Raw genomic sequence first — 21157 nt, forward strand, 5'->3', positions numbered from 1 at the left:
CCCCCCATCAGGAGATAATCGATGAAGCTCTGTCGCTACGGTGAGGTCGGGTCCGAGCGGCCCGCTCTGGTCGATGCCGCGGGCGTCCTGCGCGACCTCTCGTCGGTGTGCCGCGACATGGACCCGACTGAACTCGCCCCCGACGGTCTCGCCAGGATCGCGCGGACGGATCCGACGCGCCTGCCCCGGGTCGAAGGAAGCCCACGCCTCGGCGTTCCGTTCACGGGCCTCTCGAAGTTCATCTGCATCGGGCTCAACTACTCGGACCACGCGGCCGAGGCCGGCATGGCCATTCCGAGCGAGCCAATCATCTTCCTCAAGGCCCCAAGCGCCGTCTGCGGGCCGAACGACGACACGATCCAGCCCCGCGACTCCACCAAGCTCGACTGGGAGGTGGAGCTCGGCATCGTGATCGGATCGACGGCGCGGTACGTCACCGAAGAGCGTTCCCTCGATCATGTCGCAGGGTACTGCGTCGTGAACGACGTCTCCGAACGAGCCTTCCAGCTTCAGTCCAGTCAATGGGACAAGGGCAAGGGATGCGATACGTTCGGCCCGATCGGACCCTGGCTCGTGACGAAGGACGAGATCCCCGATCCGCAGCGTCTCGACATGTGGCTCGACGTGAACGGAACCCGTCGTCAGACGGGCAATACACGCACGATGATCTTCGGCGTGCGAGCGATCATCGCCTATTGCAGCCGATACATGACGCTCCTGCCCGGCGACATCATCGCGACGGGCACGCCGCCGGGCGTCGGCATGGGGATCAAGCCCGAGCCCGTCTGGTTGCAGCCGGGCGACACGGTCTCGCTCGGAATCGAAGGCCTCGGGCAGCAGAGCCAGCGGATCAGGCGATACGATCACGGCTAGGTCCGTCACACGTGCTCGGGCCCTGCCGGCCGGCTTGGGATCGTAGGGTCGGAAGGGCAACCGGCCCGCCCTCCTCGCCGCACGTCGGTGGATTTCGGCGCGCGGCGCGAGGCGCTTCTCCAAATCGTCCCGGCAATGCGCATAGCCGACCTGTCGGAGCCGTTCAGGCAGGATTTCGATGCGGACGGAGCGGCGCGATGCCCCCCAGCTAAGGAACCGAGTTCCCCGACGGCCTCGCGGAGTCCCGATTTTCATTCGCATGACCAGGGTCGACCCCGCGTGCTACCGATGTCGCGCGGAAGGGTTCGGGAGTTCGAAACCGTCGCCGGAGCTCGTTGAGATGGAAGTTGCGGATCGGGACAAAGCGCTTTTCGAGTGGCTGAAGATCGAGAACGACATGGTCAACAAGCAGATCGGTGCTTGGTCGGAAGCCGATCAAAAGATAGTCGCCGTCATGGCGACAATCGTGGCGGCCATCGTTGGACTTTCATCGTCTCAATACATTCAAAAAAGCGGAAATACGCCAGTGTATATGACGCTGCTCGCGTCCTTCCTGATGTCGATCGCCTTCATTCAGAGCTCGCTATATAGCTCTCTGATTCTCCTGGCGCTTGAAAGAAAAGTCGATCTGTCGAAAAAGTTGGGCACTTTCCTCAAGGTAGACGCCGATTTCGCTCTCACGGCGTATAAGCCGGATGAGACAGGGCCTTACGAGTCCTACAAAGTAGGCGTCGTTCCATATCTTGCATTCAGGGCAACCATAGGATCCATAATTTGCATCGGCGGGCTGTTTTACGCAAACCCGGCAAGCTACGATACCAGGTTATGGATCTGCATCATTATTGCAATAATAGTTTCTTCGACAGCGTTCTACGTCACCATCCACCATGCCAAAGCGTTTTTTCAGTACTATCAGACGCTCGGCACAAGGCCGAAGCCGCCTCGTGCAGAGGACGCCGTTCAGGACGAGGCTGCGATCCTGCGCTCGTACCGTGACAACCTCGGCTTGCTGACGTGGCTGCGGGATGCGCCATCCATGCCGAAGCGGCGCCTCCCTGGTCAGCGCACGGGCGACGAATAGAGCATCCGATGTCTGCGGTATTGCTCGGATCCATCGGCGACAGTTGTCCCCACGCCTGTCGGTCTGCGGCTCATGGCCCGCCATCCATGAGAAGTCGAAACCTTGGCCATGGGATAAGAGCGAATCCGCTTCGTATCGGCTGGCGTGTGACGATAGCCGCATGAATCCACAATGCACCCTGGCGAAATACGGCCCGTGACGTCCGCCGCATGCGCAACGTGCAGACGCGGCGATGTCGTCACGCGACCCTCTTCGGACCACGGAAAGACCCGCGCGGCACCCGACCGGTTCGATGCCGTCCTGTTCGATCCGACTACGCGTCGCATCACGGAGGGGATTTTCGGCTCCCCGTTTTGGACCGGTTCAAGTTCGACACACTGATCGAGCCGATCCTATGTCCTCATTTCGTCGGTCGCACCGAGGTTCCGTGGTCCGCGGCCGGTGGCGGCGTCGTATCTCGGCATCCGACAGATCGCACCGAAGGTCGCTTCGATCGGGTATCGCCCGTACTGCTCGCCCTCGGTGCGCGGTGCGTGCCCCTGGATCGCATCGAGGATACCGGGGTCGATCCCCACGCGGCGGCCGATCGTCTTGAAGCGATGGCGCCAGCCGTGATTCGGATCAACGCCGATGTCTGCGACTCCAATCGCACGGACCCAGGCGGCCAGACGCTCGCCGACCTTCTTGTATATGGGATGCGCGGCTTGGCCGTTCCGTCCGCGCGCGGAGTCGTAGAAGAGCGGGCCCGATCCGCGTCCGCGGACGAAGTCGGGAAAGCCCTGTTCGACGATGTGGGGATGGAGCGGGACGTCGCGCCATCTCCCGGTCTTGACGCTCCCGGCCTCCGGCGTGATGCGGACGACCCAGACGGATCCCTCCCGACGCAGGTCGCGGCCGCGCAGCTGCGTCATCTCGTTGACGCGGGCTCCGCCGTACGCGCACAGCCAGGGAATCCATCGTCTTGCCGCGGCATGTTCTCGCGATAGTCTCGGCTCATGGGGACCGAGCGAGGCGCGCAGGATCCTATCCGCTTCCTCGTCGGTGAAGTCGCGGTCGCGGAGTAGAGGCTTGCCGGGTGCGGCGACGACGATGCCCGCGGCGGGATTCGCTTCAAGATGGCCGTTCGCCACGGACCAGTTCATGAGCGCCTTCGTCGCGGCGATGTAGGCGTCGCGGACGGTACGCGGGTCCCGGCCGGAGGCGAGCAGATCGTGCTTCCAGGTGATGAGGTCGGCGCGGGTGACCAGAGCGAGATCGTCGGTGCCTACGGCGGCCTCGAGCGCGGTCAGGACACCCGCCCACCGCTTGATGGTCGACGGCGCCAGTTTCGCCTCGGCCGCGTAGAGCTCGAAGGTAGGGCGCCAAGGAACGGCTTTCGTCGTCGACGAAGGAGCGGCCGCATTTCCGAAAGGAACGGTCAAGGTCCGATCGGGGTCGCTTCGCAAGGAACGAAAATCGGATCGGTCCGGATCCGAGGGAGCATCCAGCCCGCCTGGCGGCGCTGCGTCGGGAGGCGGCGCGAGCGCCGCCAGAGCCGCAGCCGACCTTCTTAGAAGCGCCCAGCGCCCGTCGACCTCAACGGCGACCTGGAGAAACCGCGTCCAAGCCTGATCCGGCTCCTTTGTTCGGAGGCTCTTCCGCTCCTCGGTCCTTCCGACGAGGGAACGCAGTTCCTTCGGGACGCGCCGTCGGAACCAGTAGGTGCCGGTCTTCGGATGGCGCCAGGGCCGCGCGAACGCGAGTATCATCGTGTGTACCACCCATGTGTACCACAACGACGTCAAATCGCCCCAAATCGGGGAAAAAAGCTAACGATTACAATGGGATCGGGAATTTTGGCGGTGGGCGCAGTCGTACGCGAACTCGTCTCTGCCGTTGTTTTCCCTGCCTTCAGGGAAATCTGCCGCGTTTCTGCGGTTTCGTTTGGCGCAAAAGCAGAATTACGCTCGAAAGTTCTTGCACTTGCGAGCAGCGATCCCTGCATCGTCGAGCAGGGAAACCAGCTCACTTTTCAGGGAATTTGCCGCGCGTTGCAGCGAACGATTGCGCAGCCCCAACAATACCGCTCTTGGCGCTTGTCAGAAACCCCGACTGGGGTTTATAAAGGCATGATCTGAGGAAAGCTCCGAGGGATTGCCGTGTTCGCCAAGCGCCAGCAGGTCGTGCAAATCCTGTTTGCTCTGACGTACGGGGAATCCCATAGCGCGCGCGACCGCCTCGCAACGGAGGTGCCTTCCTTCTTCGTCACTCGCATCAAGCGTCTACTGGAGGTCGACCTTAAGTGGGCCCGCGCTAATCCGGAGCTGTTGCATAGCTACGGCCTAGCTTTCTATGATCAGTTGCCGCTCGGGACCGGGCACGAAGTTCGGTACTCGCCATTTCGCGTGTTTACCCTCGCCGTAGCGCTCGAACTCGTCCGGTTCGGCGCGAAGCAAGGCGAAGCCGTCGACTTCATCGCGCAGATCCAAGACGATCTGAAGCGCGTCTTCGACAAAGCCGATAGTGGTCGTAAAACGTCCGGGCGTACGAACGTCACCCAGCAGACGTCTGAGATGGCTTCAACGTCCTTACGTGAGAAGCTGGACGTGCTGAAGATTTATCTCGTTCTCCGCTGCGTCGAGGTCACACCGCGGGGTGCCGAGCATCTCGGTGGATCAGTTGCTGTTGGCGAACGGCTCTACGACCGGCGGCTGCTGGAAGGCCAAGAAGAGCTCGAAGGCTACCTTGCGACCGAATTGCGCGACGGCTTGTTCAGCCTCTTCGTGGTCGAGCTGGCTGAGTTGGCGGTCCGCATCGTCGAACTCATCCAAGTGACGCCAGCGCGCATTCGCGGGCATCAGCCACCGCAGTCGTCTCTGTCCGAGCCGGCGCAGCCATCCTTATCGGAGCCGCCAAACAACTGGGGCGAGGTCATGGCGCAGTTCCGTGTCCGGGATCGCAGCAATGACCGATGATGGAGATGAAGTCGGCTACGGTAAGCCGCCGCGCAAACATCAGTTCAAAAAGGGCGTGTCCGGCAATCCGAGCGGTCGTCGAGCCCGATCCAAAAACTTTGATACGCTGCTTGAGCAGCAGCTCGATAAGAAGGTCTCTCTGTCGCTCGGGGGGCGAAAGGTCAGAGTGCCGTTGCGCCAAGCCGTCGTGATGAAGATCGCTAGCGACGCACTCAACGGCAAAGTCCGCGCTCAGGAGATCTTGCTTAAGCACATGCGCGAAGGCGTTAAGCCCGATCCATTCGGATCTAAGGCTTACGACGACGCCATCTTCGCCGAGCTCGCTGCTACGCTCGCTCCAGCCAGCGACGACAAACCGGAGGAAGAGTGATGCCGAGTTCGATTTACGAGCAGCTGTACCGTGCAGATTTGCCTTCTTTCACCAAGCTCGCCTTCCACGAGTTACTGCCTCAGCAACAGCTCGGTACTTGTTGGCACGTCGACGTCATGGCCGACGCGCTCCAGGGCTGCGTCGATCGCGGCACCCGCCGCCTGATCCTCAACGCCCCGCCGCGCAGCCTCAAATCGCACTGTGCCTCGGTCGCGGCAGTGGTCTTCGCCCTCGGCCACAATCCGACGCTGAAGATCATGATGATCGCCGGCTCCCGGGCACTGGCCCGCGACCTGCAGCTCAGGACAGTCGCCCTGATGCGCAATCCGCGCTGTCGCGCCTTGTTTCCGCACCTGCAGGTGACGGAGGTTCCAGGCGAGATCATCCTGCCGCACGGCGGCGGGATCTTCTACGCCGTCGTCGGTCAGAGCCTTATCGGGCGCGGTGCAGACCTCATCGTGATCGATGACCCGCTCGCGTCACATTTGGCGCACGATAGGGCCGCACGCGAGCTCGTCAACGCTTGGTATGATGCTGAGGTCATCCCGCGCCTGAACGACAAGGCGAACGGCGTGATCGTCCTGGTCATGCAGCGCCTGCACCCGGACGACCTTACAGGGCACGTCTGCCGGCACGGCGAATGGTCCAAGATCGTATTGCCAGCCATCGCACTTCACGATGAAGAATGGAGGCTACATCGGCGTCGCGCAGTAGTGCGGCGAAAGGGCGAGCCGCTGCAGCCGCACCGCGAGGGCACGGGACAACTGATCGAGATCCTTCGCGAGATCGAGGCCTACAACTTCTCGGCCCAGTACCTGCAGCAGCCACTACATGCGCCAGGCCTGCAGCGTGTGGGCTTCTACCACAATCCACGTCCCACCGATTGGCAGCCGGAGATGGGACTGAGTAAAGGCGGTTTCGTCAAAATTCGCGAGAGCCGTTACATTCTGTTCGAGGTCTTCGGGACAGGCGCACAACCGCCCATTGCATCCGCTTCACTGCCGTACAGCGACGAGGAGTGGGAGGCGGCAGCGCAGATCCAGCAAAAGCAGCTCGTTGCAAATGCGCAAGGCGACAGGGATCGCTGCCAGGATCACCGCGGCAGCGAGCGGGCAGCGCCAGCGGGCTGACTGTTTAATGAACGAAGACTGCTTGCACGATCGATCAGTGATGACGAGCATAGAAAGAGCGACGACCATGGCCGGACCGCGGCGAGAGATCCTGGACGCCTCCGATCCCATGGTCGGTGCTCTGCGCACCAAGAGTCGTCAGCGTCGACTGAACCTGGATCGGCCGAGCCCAGCGGACGGACGAGCCCGCAACGATCTGTCGCCGCGCCTGACGTCGGTTGAGCGTGCGCCCGAAGCCCTGACGGCGCCGAGCCGCTCAGTCCGCAAGTGCGATCCTGCGCAAGTGCAGCGGGTGGCAGCATCAATCCGCGCGCATGGCTTCTGCGACCCCGTGCTGATCGACGGGCAGAACCGGATCCTCGATGGCGTGACCCGCGTCGCAGCGGCTAAGCTCCTCGGGTTGAGGGCCATCTCCTGCATCGTCGCGGACCACCTGAGCCCCAGCGAGCAGCGCACCCTGAGGCTATCGTTGAATCGCCTGCAGGAGCGCGGTAGCTGGGATCTGGAGGAGCTCAAGCTCGAGTTCAAGGAACTCGCGCTGGAGGACGGCGCGCTGGAGATCACCGGCTTCACGGACTGCGAGATCGACCAGGTGCTGCTGGACGAGGAGCCCGATCCTATCGAGCCCGGTCCGCTGACGCCATCGTCCGACGCACCGGTGGCACAGCCCGGCGACGTGTTCGTGCTCGGTCGGCATCGGGTCATCTGCGGAGATGCTCGAGATCCTACCCTTTTGGCCACGCTCATGGACGGTGAGCGAGCTCGTCTGCTGCTCACGGACGAACCCTACAACGTGCAGATCCGCGGACATGTCACGGGTGGGCACCACCGCGAGTTTGCGATGGCCAGCGGCGAGATGAGCGAGGCGGAGTTCCTGGACTTCAACCGTTCCTGGATCGCCGAGGCGCTTCCTCATCTCGTCGACGGCGCGGTGTTCGGTACCTTCATCGACTGGCGCAGCGTCCACGTAGTTCAGAGTGTGGCGGCCGAGCTGGAGCTGACGCCCCTAAACCTGATCGTGTGGGCGAAGACGAACGCGGGAATGGGCAGCCTGTACCGCTCGCAGCATGAGCTGCTGCCCTTATTCAAGAAGGGTGCAGCGGCGCATGTCAACAACGTCGGGCTTGGCCGGCGTGGCCGTTGGCGCTCGAATTTGTGGACCTATCCGGGCGCCTCCTCGCTCGGTTCAGACGCGCGCAAGGGCTTGCAGCATCATCCAACGGTTAAGCCAGTCGCGCTGCTGGCCGATGCATTGCTCGATCTCACCGAGCGGGATGAGGTAGTCCTTGATCCGTTCCTCGGTTCCGGCTCGACGCTGATCGCGGCCGAGCAGACCGGTAGGCGCTGCTACGGAGTCGAGTACGAGCCGCGCTATGTCGATTTGATTATTACCCGCTACGAGGAGGTCACGGGCAAGCGAGCTGTCCGGAATGTCGAAGGATCGCAGGCGTCGCCGACTGATAATGGCGAAAGCTGCAAAATTTCTGATTAATATTGAGAGCAAGCGCCCTTCTAAATGCGCAAAGCCGACCTTCGGCTTTGCGCCCATCCCGGCCATTCAGCGGGCTGTGACGACATTCCATAAGGGGAAATCGCCGACCGCGACGTGAGGTCGATTGGCAAGGTCCTTCAGACCGACACCCGGCTATGAGCGAGGCGGGATGGTCCCGGCAGGCGAGCCTCCGCCGTGAAGACGATGCCGTCGCGCCGGTAGTCGATCTCGGCACGGCCTTCGAGCTCGTCCGCCAGGGCCCGCTCGATCATGCGCGAGCCGAACCCGCGCCGCGTCGGTGGGTAGACAGGAGGACCATCGGATTCCCGCCAGGTCAGGCACAACGTCTCCGGCTGCGAGCCGTCGATGATGTCCCAGTCGAGTAGGATGTGTCCCACCTCGCTGGTTAGGGCACCGTACTTCACGGCGTTGGTCGCGAGTTCATGGAACGCCATAGAAAACGCCAGCGCCAGCCGCGGGGTCAGCGCCACCTCGGGCCCCCGGATCGTGATGCGTCGGTCGCCATCCGTCCGGAACGGGGCCAGGGCCGTCGTCGCCACGGCGGTCAGCGTTGCGCCGTCCCAGCTCTCGCGTGTGAGCACGTCGGTCGCCGTGGCCAGGGCGTGGATGCGGCCCTGGATGACGTCGCGGGTCTCCTCCGGCGACAGGTTCGCGCGCAGGGTCTGGGCGACGATGGACTGGACTGTTGCCAACGTGTTCTTGACGCGGTGGTTGAGTTCGTTTGAGAGCAGCGTCCGATGTGCCTCGGCGATCTTGCGCTCGGTGACGTCAAAGGCGATGCCGGCGAGCCGCAGAGGCACCCCGTCGACCCCGTAGAACGGCTGCCCGCGGATCTTGAACCACCGGATCTCGCCGGCTGAGGTCGTGATCCGATACTCAATGTCGTAGTCGCCGTGACCCGCAATGCAGGCGGCGACGCTGTCGTCGTGGCGGATACGGTCATCCTCGTGGATCAGGCCAACGTATTCGGAGTGGCTGAGCGAGGCATTCGGTTCGAGCCCGAGGGCGAGCCTGAAGGTCTCGGATGCGACGAAACCCATGTCGGCAAGGTCCAGGTCCCACGAGCCCAGCCGTCCGGCTTGAAGCACGAAACGTAGCCGCTCCTCGCTTCGGGTCAGGTCGCGGATGCGCCGCTCCACCTCGCGCTCAAGCGCTTCGCGGTCGGTCTTCAGACGGTCGAGGCGCACCCTCTCCGACGTGGCATCGAACTGGGAAGCGACCCAGAACGCGAGGGTCGCGCCCTGGAACACTGGGGACACGAAGAGCCTGTTCCAGAACAGGCTCCCGTCCTTCCGGCGGTTCAGGAGTTGGGTTTCGAACGGGACGCGCCCTTCGATGGCTTCACGGAGACGGGTGACCTCGGCGGCGTCCGTATCCGGCTCCTGCAAGAACCGGCAGTTCCGCCCCATGATCTCGTCGCGACGGTAGCCCGTCAGGTCGCAGAAGGCATCGTTGGCGAAGACGATGGGGTTGTCCCACTGGACGGGGTCGGTGACGACCATCGCAATCTGCGACGCGCGGACCGCGGCGGCGAAGGGGTCGGCGCCATCGACCGTCCGCGCGAGTTCCGTGACGATGCGGTCATGCTCGCGATGCACGCCTTGGTCCTGGACACCCTGAGACGTCCCGATGGCATGGACGCGGGACGCGTCGTACTCGCACTCGCACATGGCCGACGGCGCCTTCGCGAGCGCATTGCCGGATGGCGGTGGAACCAGCGTATGGGCGGTCATTCGATCTCCGGCGGAGCGCCGGACGGGATGCCGAGCGGTTCATTGGACGGTGGCATCTCCTCCGGGCCGTAGTCGGGCACACCGCGTGGCTCGGGCAACGGGCTCTGGTCGGGCTGCGGGGGATGGGCCGGAGACGGATCTGGAAAGGTCGGGTCGTGCCGCTCAGGGGATGCCGGATTTGCCATGGGAAATTCCTCGTCGAGGGGGCGGATCACCGCGCGGCTCGGGCTTTCAACCCATGAAGTGCCACGCGGCCTCGGATCTTGTCCGCCCGTCGGAAACGACGCCGTCCGGTCGCAGCCCGATCTCGTCGATCCGGGCCTTATCGGAGTGGTCAAGGGCGAGGTCACGCTCCTTGGCGGCGGCGGCGTGCTCGCCGTTCGTCAGATGCCGGGCCGAATACCGGTAGTGGGCGGCGGCCCGGCCATGCTGGTGCGCGGCTTCCTCGCAGATGCGTGCCATCTTGCTCATCGCAATCGTCAGTCCCCCTAAGTTGGTGTCCGGCAGCCGCGTCCGGCCGTCGTCAGCCGCGGACCTGGCTCTGCGCCATGTCACGGTCCCAGGTTGTCCTGGCGGCCTCGCGGGCGGCGCGCGCGGCGTTCGCGGTGGCCGTGGCGGCCCGGACTATGGACGCCCGCGCCCCTGACACCGCCCGGCGCATCGTCGCCATGTTGGTACTGGCCGAGGCCGCCATGGCATCCTGCGACTTACGCACCGCCACCTGGGTCGCCTCGACCGACTTCCGTGCGGAATCAACGGCCTTCCGCATCGATGCGTTAGCCGCGATCCCCGCCGCCCTGTTGGCCTCGGCGATCTTGGTCTCCGCGCGGTTGGCTGCATCCGCGGCATCGGTGGCGAGTTTCCCGATCATATCGGCGGATTGCTTAGGGGCATCCTTCAGCGTCGCCTTCGAGGCCTGCATCGCGAGCCGGGCCGCCTCACGGGCCGCATCGGCGGCCTCGTTCGCCTCGCGTCCCGCCTCCCGCATCGTCGCCGCGGCATCGCCGGAGGGTGCCATCGGCGCCTGCGCCTGAGCCGTGGTGATTGCCGACAGGACGAGGAACGTCGCCGTAAGTGCCGTCATCGTACGCATGGTAATATCCAATCGTGTCATCGAGGATGGGAGGCCGTGGTCGCCAGGCGGTCGATGCGCAGCTCAGTCCGTGCGCGGGATCTTCGCGGCGGGGGTCCAATAGGCGTCCGCCTTCGCCGTCTGCCGGGCGAACGGTTCCGCCTTCACGAAGCGCCCCTCGATGATCCGGGGGGCTTGATCCATCGCGTCCTTGGTCGTGTCGAGGACGAGGATGTGCAGGTTCGGCGAGACCTTGAACCGGTCCCACGGGACCGCGACGTGGCGCTCACCCAGGCCGAAGACGCCGCCGCGGGCGACCACGAGGTAGGCGATCCCGCCGCCCTCCGGTCCCATAACGATGTCGTCGACGCTCCCGAGCGCCACGTTGCCGGGGGTGCGCACCTCGCTCCCGAGCAGGTCGTCGGAGCGTAAGGCAGTGGTCCGCGATGCGACCGGCTCGGCGAGCGAGAGTTCCTGCTTGCGGAAGCCCAGCGCGTTCGCGACCCGGAGGTCACGACTTTGTAAGTCGGTCTTGTATTCCTCGTAGCTCGCCCGGATCTGGACAAGCACATCCTCGCACGGCTGCTGCCTGCCGTTGCGCGCCAGGATGTCGGCGCCGGCGAGCAGCACCCGGACCTCGTATCCGGGGCGGGCGTTCGCGTACCGCATCATCGCGGATGCGGCGCCCATCGCCATACCAGCGTCAGAGCCCAGGCTTCCTGCCCAATACCCGCCGAGCGGATACCCGTAGCCGTAGCCCGAGCCGCCCAGCCAGTACCCGTCCTTCTCCATCTGCGCGTCGAACGCCTTGAGGTGGTCGAGGCAGGCCTGGGCGGGCTTAGCGTCCGTCTCCACCGCTCGGCCGGCCTGCGGCTCCTCAGCGGCATGGAGAGGAGCCATCATGGAAAGTGAAAGGACCGCCCCGAGGGCGATGGATCTGGCTGGCCGTTGCATGTTCGTGTTCCGGGGTGTCGGGCGCTCAAAGAGTGTTCGCCCCGTCCATTCCCCGGGTTTGACCCGTCGGCCCCCTCGATACTTTGTTCTGGATCAAGGCCGGCCACCCGTTGGTGAGTAAAGGCGGCCCGTCAGGCGCCGACGGCCCCCACGCCCTCCTCGTTCCTCCCCGGCGGCTGGAGCACGTCGCCGAGCGCCTGGATGCTTTCGGTGATGTGGGTCAGCACCGTCCGGATCCTCGGCGTGTCCCGGTTGTCCTTGTGGACCAGCAGGAGGATATCGGCGCTGGGCGGTTCCGTCGGCACTTCCATCCGGATCAGCCTGGGCTCGTCGTCCCCGCGGAAACGCGCGAGGCAGGCCAGCCCGCCGCCGCTGGCTGCTGCCTGCACGGCGGCCTCGTGACTGCTCGTCTGCAGAACGACACGGGACCTTGAGGCCATCTCGGTCAGCCAGGCCGACTGCGTCATCTCCTGGCTGTCTTCCATCTGGGTGATCAGGTGATGGTCCGGACAGCCGTCATCGAAGCTCGGTTCGCCCATCTCCCCAATGTAGCCGGAGGTCGCGTAGAGACCGAAGGCGATGCCGCCGATGCGCCGCACCACGAGGTCATGCTGCTCGGGCTGCCTCATGCGGACCGAGATGTCGGCCTCGCGCATCGCCAGGCTGAGTTCCCTCGGGTTGGGGATCAACTCGATCATGATGTCGGGATGCCTGGCGTGCAGCCGGGCGAAGCTTGGTGCGAGCAGGTGCGCGGCGATGGCCTCGGCGCAGGTCACCCGCACCAGCCCCCGTAGCCGGCTATCGCGCCCGGTGACATCCCGCTCAAGGGCCAAGGCCTCGGCTTCCAGCCGTTCGGCCTTCTCGCGCACCTCCTCCCCGGCCAGCGTCGGTACATAGCCGTCGGGTGTCCGGTTCAGCAGGCGTACCGCGAGGGTCGCCTCCAGCGAGTTCAAACGCCGTCCGACGGTCGATTGCGAGACGTGGAGGACCTTGGCGGCGCTTGAGAGGCTGCCGTGCCGGACGAGCGTCAGGAAAAATCTCAGGTCGTCCCAGTCCAGCATGTGTCCTCCGCGATCCGTTTTCGCATTCCTCCTCGTCAGCTTTGGTGGCCGACTTCGCAACGGATGAGCCTATGCTGAAATTCAGAAAATAACCACGCGGGAAATATTTTCGCCATCCGAGGATTTTCCTGGCGACTATCCGCTTCCCGGAGAGTTCGATGGCATCACCACCCGTGAAACCAGGTCTTGGAGCCGCCGTACCCATCGACAGGCGCGAACTTCAGGCGGTGATCGACAAGGGTAAGGCGGACCCGACCGCCGTCCGAACCCTGCGGTGCCGGACGGTCGCACAGGGACGACTCAGCCAACTGAACTACATTCGGAACCTGCCGCCGCAGGCCGTGATGGAGGATGAGCCTGAGGGCCTATTGGGGGAAGGCACAGCGCCGAACGCTTCGGAAGCCTTGCTCGCTGCGCTCGGGTCGTGCCTCTCGATCGGGATCCATGCGAACGCCCTGGCCCGCGGTATCCCGATCCGGTCCTTGGAGCTCAGCGTCGAGGCCGACATCAACACGACGGCGGTCTGTGGCAGCGGTGACCTCCATCCCAAGACCATCGGGTTCGAGACGATCCGGGTCTCAGTCAGCATCGACGCGGACGCATCGCGGAAGATCTTGGCGGCCCTCGTCAAGCACACGGTGCTGTGGTCGCCGGTCGCGAACACCCTGCACAACCCGGTCCATCTCGACGTCGCCTTCGCTTCGACCGCGTCCGCGGCCGCCTGAGCAAACCTGCGATCCCGGTCGTCGATTTTGGACGCGGACTTTGACGCAGCTGTCACGTTGACACCACACACGTCGTCTCGACGCTGCATCATCGAACGGGCCCGAGATGTTCGAAGCCGATGCCTTCTCCGTCCTCACCAGATCGGTCTCGGACATCGGGGATCGGCCCGGCGACGGACGGACCTGAGACGAAATCACGGTCGGCTTGGCCGCGGCGGTGCTGCAACGCGCCTTCAGGCTCGACGAGGATGCACGGGACGCGTTCCTCGAAATCGCACGGCGCGAGGAACGGAAGCGAGCGACCGAACGCTGGCGAGGCCGCTGAGGCGACGCCCTCGATCCTGCGAGACGACACCGTCATGACGGCGTGGAACGCCGAACCACCGCGCGAGGCCATCACCAACCCGAAGGACAGACCCATGTCGATCCATTCGTTACCGGTCACCCCGGCGACCATGCCGCCTTTCCCCGCCGGCCCGTCGTACCTTGAGGGGCGTTTCGGGAAGACCCGTCTTGTCAGCCTCTCGACGGCCCTGTCGCCGGCGGAGCGCGACACGCTGGAGCCGCTGAGCCGACGCGTCGCGCTCCATCAAAAGGAGACCCTGTTCGGTCAGGACGAACCGGCGGGGTCGGTCTTCAACGTCACCTCCGGCGCGCTCCGCCTGTATCGCATTCTTCCCGACGGACGCCGGCAAGTGACCGGCTTCGCCTTCCCCGGCGACTTCCTCGGGCTCTCGCTGCTTGACCGGTTCGCCGTCTCGGCCGACGCGCTCGGACCGGTGACCGCATGCCGGTTCGACCGATTGGCCTTCATGGAGCTGCTCATGGGACAGCCAGGTCTCATGATGCACCTCCACGAGGCCATGGGACATGAGCTGTCGCGAGCCAAGGACATGATGATGCTGCTCGGACGCCGCACCGCGGACGAGAAGATCGCCGCCTTCCTGACGGGGTTGCAGGCGCGCTACGCCCGGATCGGACGGACCTCGGTCACCCTGGAACTACCCATGGGCCGACTCGACATCGCCGATCATCTCGGCCTGACCATCGAGACGGTGAGCCGGACTTTGTCACGCCTCGACCGGGACGGCTGCATCCTGATCGTGCCGGGCGGCGTGCGCCTCGTCGACCAGGCCCGCCTCGATCGGATGTCGGCTCACTGACGGCCGAGCTGGCAGGCTAGGGTACGGGACCCGTTGCCATCATGACGACGGTTGGCGGCGCGCTGCATCCTGGCGCCTGGAACCGTGTCCGCACCGGGCGAAAGCAGGGCTTCACCCCCACGCGTGCCATGCAGGGTGCGCCCTCTGTCGAGGAGGCCCGTCCGACGGATGTGCCTCGCCGTCCTCGGCATGCCACGCCGATTTGATAGGTACGCGTCTCAACCCATCGGCCGGCGAATGCCCTCCCAGCGGCACCCATCGTCGAGCTTCCGCACCGTCCCCCAACGCAGCTAGTCCCCGGGGGCGGATCTCGCTGGGCACAACGTCGCCGGACCGCCGCATGTTCGGCCCGTCGGGACCAGCCTGAGGTTCATCGGTACGCCCAGCCCGCGCCACGGCGGCGACGGGGGCGCTGCGAGCGCGGAAAGTTCGCCATCGTGGGAGCGCCCACTTCGCGGCTTGGGGTCGGGCCATTCCGCCCGCGACAAGGAATGGCATTCACGCGCCGGCGAGGCCCGGCTTTGCGATGGATCAAGGACTGATCAGGACCGAAGACTACGGTTCGTTCGTCGGGACTGACGGCGCGACCCGAGCCTGGGATAGCCCATAGGCGGTCCCGCACGACCCCCGATGTCTCAGGCCCCCGCGCGGGTTCCCTCTCCGCCGAGCCGCCCCGATCCAGGAAAAACATCATGACCATGGACAAGACCTTGCAGGACAACGTGCTCGCCGAGCTCGGCTGGGAGCCGAGCGTCACAGCCGCCCACATCGGCGTCACCGCCAAAGACGGCGTCGTGACCCTCACGGGCCACGTGCAGAACTACATGGAGAAGCACACCGCCGAGAAGGCAGCCGGCCGCGTGAAGGGCGTCCGCGCCGTCGCCGAGGAGATCGAGGTCCGCCTTCCGTTCGAGGCCAGGAAGAGCGACGACGAGATCGCGGTGGCCCTCGTTCAACGCCTGGATTGGAACGTTTCCGTTCCCGACGAGGCGGTGAAGGTGAAGGTCGAGAAGGGCTGGGTCACGCTTACGGGCAAGGTCGAGTGGCAGTACCAGAAGGCCGCGGCCGAGCACGACATCCGCGGGATGCTCGGGGTCATCGGCATTTCCAATCAGATCACGATCAAGGCACATCCGAACGCGACCGACATCGGCGCCGACATCACGCATGCCCTGCATCGGAGCTGGTTCGACCCGAAGACGATCAACGTCACCGCCCACGGCGGCGTCGTCCACCTCAGCGGGACGGTCCACACTTGGTACGACCGCCAGATGGCCGGCTGGACGGCCTGGGGCGCCCCCGGCGCGACGACGGTCGACAACGACATCCGCGTCGTCTGAGCGAACCGCGAACCTCCCACGCAACCGCACCGGGCAAATCGCCAGGTGCGGGGTCCGTCAGGAACCCCTTCGATGATCAACGCGCGGATCCACGGTCACGACTGGACCCTCCTAGGCCGGATCTTCCACCACCCGACCAGCAACAACCTGGAATGGCGCGAGGTGGTGGCCTTCATCGGGCGGATCGGCAGCACGGAGGAGAAGCGCGACGACCAATGGGGCTTCACCCTGGCAGGCCAGACGGCGACCTTCCTGCGGCCGCGGGACAAGGACATGGACCCGCGCGAGGTCGAGCGCCTGCGCCACCTGATGCAGGATGCCGGTCTCTCGCCCTACTCGACCGAGATCCTTGAGGCCTCCCCGGCGCTGGCGGACAGCGACGCCCTCATCGTCGTCGACCATCACGAGGCGCGGATTTATCGCCTCGACCCCGAGACCGTTGGCAGCGAGACCGAGACCACGCTGCGCCCGTACGATCCGAAGGGCTACATCCACCATCTCGCTCACAAGGAGGACGGCAACTATCCCGGCCAGCGCGCGTCGGAGGACCTCGGCTACTACGACCGCATCGCGGCCGCCGTCGCGAACGCCCCACGCATCGCCATCGTCGGGCACGGCACCGGCAAGGCCAGCGCGATGGCCGTCCTATCCGACCGCCTGCGCGAGCACCATCACGAGACGCAGGGACGCGTCGTTGCGATCGCGACCATCGACATCTCCGCCTCGACGGACGGGCAGTTGCTGGCGCTCGGTCGCGAGATGCTGACCCGGGAGGACCTGCGATGACTACTCGCGTTTCAGCCGTGAGCGAGGCCGGCCTGACGCTCGAAGAGGCGACGGCGGTCGTCGGACATGCAGTGGCGGAGGCCGGCCGCCTCGGGATCGCCGTCAGCGTCGCCGTTTGCGGCGACCAGGGTCGCCTCGTCGCCTTCTCGAAGATGGATGGGGCGGGTTGCATGGACGCGCGCAGGGCCATCGGAAAGGCCGTGGCCTCGGCTATCTCGGGCGAGCCGAGCGAGATCATGCCGCCGCCTGGGGACGATCTCTACTCCTCCGTCGTCCAAGGCGAAGGGACGGCGGCCTTCCACGAACGCGGCGGCATACCCTTGAGACGGAACGGTACTCTGATTGGTGCCGTCGGCGTTTTCGGGGATGCGTCGCATGAACAGGATTTCGCCTGTGCGACCGCCGGGATCGAGGCCTTGCGGCACGCCGATAGGGCGGTGGACGGCGACCTTGCCTCCTCCATGGAACGCCATGTCGAGGCCGATGACGCCCATCGGATCGGCGGCCACGAAACAGAACTCGGGGCTACCGGCGTCGAGGCGACGCGTCCGTCCGACCACCACGCGGCGCGACGGGCGCCCTTGCCGACCGGTTCGTAGCTCGCTGTGGTCGGGGGCCGCCAGCCACAGCGGGACGATGCCGTGGCTCGGACCATCTGCGCCCGCGACCACACCGTCCGAATTCGCCGTCACCCCAAGCGAGGAAATTGCCCAATGTACATGCGTTGCCTGCTCGTCCCTACCGCCCCGGGCATCGACCCGAACCGTCGGCTCGATGCCGCCCTTCGTCTCGGTCGGCGCCTCCAGGCCCATATCGGCGTGCGCTTCATAGCGCCCGGGTTAGACCATATGCTGGCCGGCTTCGCGAGCCTCGCCCCCCTCGACGAAGGCAGCATAGAGGCCATCCAACGAGGCGTGTGCGAGGCGGCAGCAGACGGCAAGGCGGCCCTGCTGGCGTGGTGCCTGCGCGAGAAGGTGGCGTTCAATGCGAAGTCGGAGCGCCTCGACGCTACGTTCGTGACCTGGACGGAGCTCAGCGGCGAGGTCGAACCCCTCCTGACGCTGGCCGGGCGCGTCAACGACCTGGTCATCGTCGACCGGCCCGATCCGAAGCTGCCGTTCACGGGGCGCGCGCTCGACACCGCGCTGTTCTCGGTCGGGCGGCCGACGCTAATGGTAGGCGAGACCGTCCCGTACGACCTGATGCACCATGTCGTGATCGCCTGGAACGGCAGCTTGGAGGCGACGCGACTCGTCGGCCAGTCCATTGACCTGCTGCACGAGGCCACGCGCGTCACGGTCGTGCATGCCAGGACCGAGCGTTTCGACGAGACCCGGGCCGCAGACCTGTGCGGCTACCTGAGCTGGCACGGGGTCGTGGCTGAGGCCGTCACCCTGCCGGTCGTGGACGGGGCCTCGGTCGGCGCGGTCATATTGGCCGAGGCCGAGCGTCAGGGTGCCTCCATGCTCGCCATGGGCGCCTACACCCATAGCCGCGTGCGAGAATTCCTGCTTGGCGGCGTCACCCGACACGTCGTCGAGAACGCCAGCATGCCCGTGCTGATGGCCCACTGACGCGTGGGGACGGCCGTCCACCGCAAGCGCCGTCTCCGGCATTCGGCGAGGATGCGACATCACCGTGATCGAGGAGACAGGCGTTCTGGGAGGCAGCCTCGACGGATTGGGCAATCCGACGGATGGCTACGTCCTGCGCGGCGGCCGCATGCTGGAAAGCAAGTACCTCTGCACCTTCGACCTGTTCGCCTCGATCCCGACGCTCGACGGCACCCGGACCGTGACGCAGGAGACCTTCGCCTGGAACGAGACCATGAGGACCTCGTCGAAGGCGCGCCTCGTCAGCGACGGGGTCCGCGAGACGGCACCTCGGTTCGGCTTGGGCGAGGGACACATCCTCACGATCGAGCGGCTCGCGCTCCTACCGGAATCCGTGCTCGGGAAAACCACCATCGCCGAGCAGTTCGACCCGTCGTTCTTCGAGACGAACTTCTGGTTCATGTGGTGCACGACGTTCGCGTTCCAGCCCTGGCACGGGGCGGTCGAGTTCAGGCGCTACCTCTTCCGGTTCGCCCACATGGTATCGGGCTTCAACCGCCTGCACGGCATCATGCGGACGGTCTACAACCAGTACGACTCGATGGTCCTGCCGCTGCGAAAGTGGCTCGATGACCGAAGGCTCGTCGCTGGGCGGGATGGACAGCGTCCCCACCCTCAAGGGCAAGACGGACGGCGGCGCCTGGACGCTCTGGGAACACCTGGCGAAGGATCGCCCGGAGTTCGGACGCCCCGAAGTCTTCGCCGACCATATCGACCAGTCCAAGTGGGTGTCCTTCACCACTACCCTGCACGACCCGACGTTCCTGCGGATGGTCCGTGATTTCACCGGCAACGTGCCCGGTGAGGGCGGCCTCGTCACGTTCCCGCGCTCGAACTGGCTGGCCTCCCTCGTCATCCCGTTCCAGCCGCACTTCATCGGCCAGCCCGAGGACGTCGGCGTCTTCTGGGGCTACGGCCTCGCGGTCGACGAGCCGGGCAACTTCGTGAAGAAGCCGATGTCGGCCTGCACCGGCCGTGAGATCATGACCGAAATCTTCGGGCACCTGCGCATCGAGGCGGAGGCGGCCGGCATCCTGGACAAGGCCATCTGCATCCCGTGCATGATGCCCTTCATCACCAGCCAGTTCCTGCCGCGCGAGCCCGGCGACCGACCGCAAGTGATCCCGAGGGGCACGACGAACATCGGCCTCATGGGCCAGTTCTGCGAACTGCCCGACGACGTGGTGTTCACGGTCGAATATTCGATCCGCACGGCGCAGGCGGCCGTCTACGGCCTTCTCGGTCTCGAACGCGAGCCGCCGGCCGTCTACCAGGGCAAGTTCGATCCCCGCGTGCTGTTCAAGGCTTACCGGGCCCTGCATGACCTGCATGACGCGTAATCCCGAACGAGGTTGAGCCCCGCCCAGGTGGGGCGCTCAAATCTGTCAGGACAGGTTCGGGACGCCGCCGGAGAGCCCCCAAGCCCGCTGCTCGTAACCTCCCGACGCATGGATCTCGTCGTGCTGGGGACCGACTTGGCCCGGAGAGAACGGACCCAAGCCTTCCGGCACGGCGCGGTTCTCAGAACTGTGATGTACCGGTGTCGGGACTGCACGCGTCGCCTTCGGGGCTAGCTGCGACCCGGTGCCGGTGCCGTCCTCGGCTGCCATCTCGCCGGCGAGACGCTCGACCACGTCGAGGGCGGCCCCGATCCTGTTGGCCTGCAGACAGACCTCGTCCTCGTCGATCAGGCAGGCATCGTCCCCGGTCCACCACCGCCCGTCGTCGATCAGGCGGAGCACCTCGACGAGGCGGTCACGTTGCTTGGTCAATGCTTCGACAGCACGGGGACAGATCATGTTGGAGCTCCTTCTCGCCATGGCCGAACGCGGGCGTCGACCGCGCGGGCGTGGAGGTCACCGTAGATGCCGGGCCGGTTTCGTCCTTGCGGTGGATCAACGACCTCGCCGGATGTCGATCCACTGGATGGCGTTCAGTGGGACATCAGGCAGCAGACCGGGCTGTGGTCGAGGAGGTTGCGCGTGACGCCGCCGAAGAACCATTCCCGCATGCGGCTGTAACCGAAGGCCCCGCCGACGATGAGGTCCGCTCTGAAGCCCTCGGCAGCATAAAGCAGGGTCTCGGCCGTCCCGCCACCGTTCGGGACCTTCAGAAGTCCCGCGGCCTTGACGTCGTGCAGGCCGAGATAGGCGACGACGTCGTCCAACTCGGTCCGGTCGCCATCGTCCGCCACCCGGACGACTTGGACCTCGTCGGCGAGCTTAAGGAACGGCATCGCGTCCGAGATCGCCCGTCGGCTCTGCGGGGTGTTCTTCCAGGCGACGATCACGCGGGATGCCGACAAGCGTTCAACGCCGCGCGGCGCGACGAGCACTGGCCGGCCCACCGCCATCAGTGCGTCGCCGGGGTCGATGGCTGCCGCGAGGCGCGGCATGTCTTTCTTGCCCTGACGTCCGACGATGATGAGGTCGGCGGCCCGCGCTTGCTCTTCTAGGAAGGTGACCGTTTCCCTGAGTTCGGACCGCCACTCGACCCGCTCCGCAGGCTGGGCGGCCAGTTTGAAGACCTCCCCTGCCTGCCTCAGCTCATCAAGGGCTTTCCGGCGGATCTCCTCGACGCCGTATCCCGTCGGCACCGACGTCTCGCCGAAGCCCCGCGGGTAGTCCGGTTGCCATGCCGCGACGCCGATGAGCCGTGCATCGAGTTTTCGCGCCAGATGCGCGGCAAGCGTCACGCGTGGCGCCGCCTGCTCCCCGGGGTCAACGGCGACGATGATGCTGGCGTACGACATGGGGGCCTCCGACTGAGGAGGCTGACCGTGCCCCAAC

Annotated in this window: 23 protein-coding genes and 1 pseudogene; 15 read left to right on the plus strand and 9 right to left on the minus strand. The window is 65.5% G+C overall.

Going from position 1 to position 21157, the window contains the following annotated elements; translation table 11 throughout:
- Positions 1 to 21: 21 nt before the first annotated feature.
- The gene (locus tag ACYQPG_RS01595; protein ID WP_461230069.1) at positions 22 to 873 is read left to right on the plus strand and encodes a fumarylacetoacetate hydrolase family protein; all 852 of its coding nucleotides are present in this window, start codon (positions 22 to 24) and stop codon (positions 871 to 873) included.
- Between the two features lie 340 nt (positions 874 to 1213).
- Positions 1214 to 1954: a hypothetical protein gene (locus ACYQPG_RS01600; protein ID WP_461230070.1), complete on the plus strand. Its 741-nt coding sequence runs from the start codon at positions 1214 to 1216 to the stop codon at positions 1952 to 1954.
- Positions 1955 to 2346: 392 nt separating this feature from the next.
- On the opposite strand, the gene ACYQPG_RS01605 is transcribed toward ACYQPG_RS01600, so the two are convergent.
- On the minus strand, positions 2347 to 3702 hold the full coding sequence (locus tag ACYQPG_RS01605) for a DUF6538 domain-containing protein (RefSeq protein WP_461230071.1): 1356 nt from the start codon (positions 3700 to 3702) through the stop codon (positions 2347 to 2349).
- Positions 3703 to 3795: 93 nt separating this feature from the next.
- Between ACYQPG_RS01605 and ACYQPG_RS01610 the strand changes: the two genes are divergently transcribed.
- The 5 genes from ACYQPG_RS01610 (at position 3796) to ACYQPG_RS01630 (ending at position 7900) form a co-directional block, all read left to right on the plus strand.
- The gene (locus ACYQPG_RS01610) at positions 3796 to 4071 is read left to right on the plus strand and encodes a hypothetical protein (RefSeq protein ID WP_461230072.1); all 276 of its coding nucleotides are present in this window, start codon (positions 3796 to 3798) and stop codon (positions 4069 to 4071) included.
- 21 nt (positions 4072 to 4092) lie between these two features.
- Positions 4093 to 4908, plus strand: coding sequence for a hypothetical protein (locus tag ACYQPG_RS01615; RefSeq protein WP_461230073.1), 816 nt, complete (start codon positions 4093 to 4095; stop codon positions 4906 to 4908).
- Positions 4898 to 5278 carry a DUF5681 domain-containing protein gene (locus ACYQPG_RS01620; protein WP_461230074.1) on the plus strand — a complete coding sequence of 127 codons (381 nt, stop codon included), beginning with the start codon at positions 4898 to 4900 and terminating at the stop codon, positions 5276 to 5278. The genes ACYQPG_RS01615 and ACYQPG_RS01620 overlap by 11 nt, the downstream gene beginning before the upstream one ends.
- Positions 5278 to 6408 carry a hypothetical protein gene (locus ACYQPG_RS01625; RefSeq protein ID WP_461230075.1) on the plus strand — a complete coding sequence of 377 codons (1131 nt, stop codon included), beginning with the start codon at positions 5278 to 5280 and terminating at the stop codon, positions 6406 to 6408. The genes ACYQPG_RS01620 and ACYQPG_RS01625 overlap by 1 nt, the downstream gene beginning before the upstream one ends.
- 67 nt (positions 6409 to 6475) lie before the next feature.
- Entirely contained in the window at positions 6476 to 7900 is a 1425-nt protein-coding gene (locus ACYQPG_RS01630) for a site-specific DNA-methyltransferase (RefSeq protein ID WP_461230076.1), read from the plus strand.
- A gap of 137 nt (positions 7901 to 8037) precedes the next feature.
- Here the strand turns inward: ACYQPG_RS01630 and ACYQPG_RS01635 are convergent, their stop codons facing one another.
- From ACYQPG_RS01635 to ACYQPG_RS01655, 5 genes are all read right to left on the minus strand, one after another.
- A complete protein-coding gene (locus tag ACYQPG_RS01635; protein ID WP_461230077.1) occupies positions 8038 to 9654 on the minus strand; it encodes an HWE histidine kinase domain-containing protein in 1617 nt (538 codons plus the stop codon).
- 231 nt (positions 9655 to 9885) lie between these two features.
- The gene (locus ACYQPG_RS01640) at positions 9886 to 10125 is read right to left on the minus strand and encodes a hypothetical protein (protein WP_461230078.1); all 240 of its coding nucleotides are present in this window, start codon (positions 10123 to 10125) and stop codon (positions 9886 to 9888) included.
- Between the two features lie 52 nt (positions 10126 to 10177).
- The gene (locus ACYQPG_RS01645) at positions 10178 to 10747 is read right to left on the minus strand and encodes a hypothetical protein (RefSeq protein ID WP_461230079.1); all 570 of its coding nucleotides are present in this window, start codon (positions 10745 to 10747) and stop codon (positions 10178 to 10180) included.
- 63 nt (positions 10748 to 10810) lie between these two features.
- Positions 10811 to 11629, minus strand: a complete 819-nt coding sequence (locus ACYQPG_RS01650) for a PRC-barrel domain-containing protein (protein WP_461230080.1) — start codon at positions 11627 to 11629, stop codon at positions 10811 to 10813.
- Between the two features lie 182 nt (positions 11630 to 11811).
- Complete coding sequence (locus ACYQPG_RS01655; protein WP_461230081.1) at positions 11812 to 12741, minus strand: LysR family transcriptional regulator; 930 nt, start codon at positions 12739 to 12741, stop codon at positions 11812 to 11814.
- Between the two features lie 158 nt (positions 12742 to 12899).
- Here ACYQPG_RS01655 and ACYQPG_RS01660 point away from each other — a divergent pair, with 158 nt between their 5' ends.
- Positions 12900 to 13466, plus strand: a complete 567-nt coding sequence (locus tag ACYQPG_RS01660) for an OsmC family protein (protein ID WP_461230082.1) — start codon at positions 12900 to 12902, stop codon at positions 13464 to 13466.
- Between the two features lie 88 nt (positions 13467 to 13554).
- On the opposite strand, the gene ACYQPG_RS01665 is transcribed toward ACYQPG_RS01660, so the two are convergent.
- Positions 13555 to 13923: a hypothetical protein gene (locus tag ACYQPG_RS01665; RefSeq protein WP_461230083.1), complete on the minus strand. Its 369-nt coding sequence runs from the start codon at positions 13921 to 13923 to the stop codon at positions 13555 to 13557.
- Between ACYQPG_RS01665 and ACYQPG_RS01670 the strand changes: the two genes are divergently transcribed.
- The 7 genes and pseudogenes from ACYQPG_RS01670 to ACYQPG_RS01700 all read left to right on the plus strand — a co-directional run bounded on the left by ACYQPG_RS01670 (position 13922) and on the right by ACYQPG_RS01700 (position 19708).
- Complete coding sequence (locus ACYQPG_RS01670; protein WP_461230084.1) at positions 13922 to 14629, plus strand: Crp/Fnr family transcriptional regulator; 708 nt, start codon at positions 13922 to 13924, stop codon at positions 14627 to 14629. The two genes, ACYQPG_RS01665 and ACYQPG_RS01670, sit on opposite strands and share 2 nt — an antisense overlap.
- Before the next feature lie 692 nt (positions 14630 to 15321).
- On the plus strand, positions 15322 to 15969 hold the full coding sequence (locus ACYQPG_RS01675) for a BON domain-containing protein (RefSeq protein WP_461230085.1): 648 nt from the start codon (positions 15322 to 15324) through the stop codon (positions 15967 to 15969).
- Positions 15970 to 16041: 72 nt separating this feature from the next.
- Positions 16042 to 16755 (plus strand): hypothetical protein, encoded by a 714-nt coding sequence (locus tag ACYQPG_RS01680; RefSeq protein ID WP_461230086.1) that lies wholly within the window; start codon positions 16042 to 16044, stop codon positions 16753 to 16755.
- A 17-nt stretch (positions 16756 to 16772) separates the two neighbouring features.
- Positions 16773 to 17354 (plus strand): GlcG/HbpS family heme-binding protein, encoded by a 582-nt coding sequence (locus ACYQPG_RS01685; protein ID WP_461230087.1) that lies wholly within the window; start codon positions 16773 to 16775, stop codon positions 17352 to 17354.
- A gap of 114 nt (positions 17355 to 17468) precedes the next feature.
- Entirely contained in the window at positions 17469 to 18329 is an 861-nt protein-coding gene (locus tag ACYQPG_RS01690) for a universal stress protein (RefSeq protein WP_461230088.1), read from the plus strand.
- Between the two features lie 64 nt (positions 18330 to 18393).
- Positions 18394 to 18865, plus strand: a pseudogene (locus ACYQPG_RS01695) (oleate hydratase); the annotation flags it as partial.
- A 99-nt stretch (positions 18866 to 18964) separates the two neighbouring features.
- Positions 18965 to 19708, plus strand: coding sequence for an oleate hydratase (locus ACYQPG_RS01700; protein ID WP_461232405.1), 744 nt, complete (start codon positions 18965 to 18967; stop codon positions 19706 to 19708).
- Positions 19709 to 19753: 45 nt separating this feature from the next.
- On the opposite strand, the gene ACYQPG_RS01705 is transcribed toward ACYQPG_RS01700, so the two are convergent.
- On the minus strand, positions 19754 to 20167 hold the full coding sequence (locus tag ACYQPG_RS01705) for a hypothetical protein (RefSeq protein WP_461230089.1): 414 nt from the start codon (positions 20165 to 20167) through the stop codon (positions 19754 to 19756).
- 134 nt (positions 20168 to 20301) lie between these two features.
- A complete protein-coding gene (locus tag ACYQPG_RS01710) occupies positions 20302 to 21120 on the minus strand; it encodes a universal stress protein (RefSeq protein WP_461230090.1) in 819 nt (272 codons plus the stop codon).
- Positions 21121 to 21157: the final 37 nt, after the last annotated feature.

The sequence above is a fragment of the Methylobacterium sp. CM6246 genome (assembly GCF_054818005.1).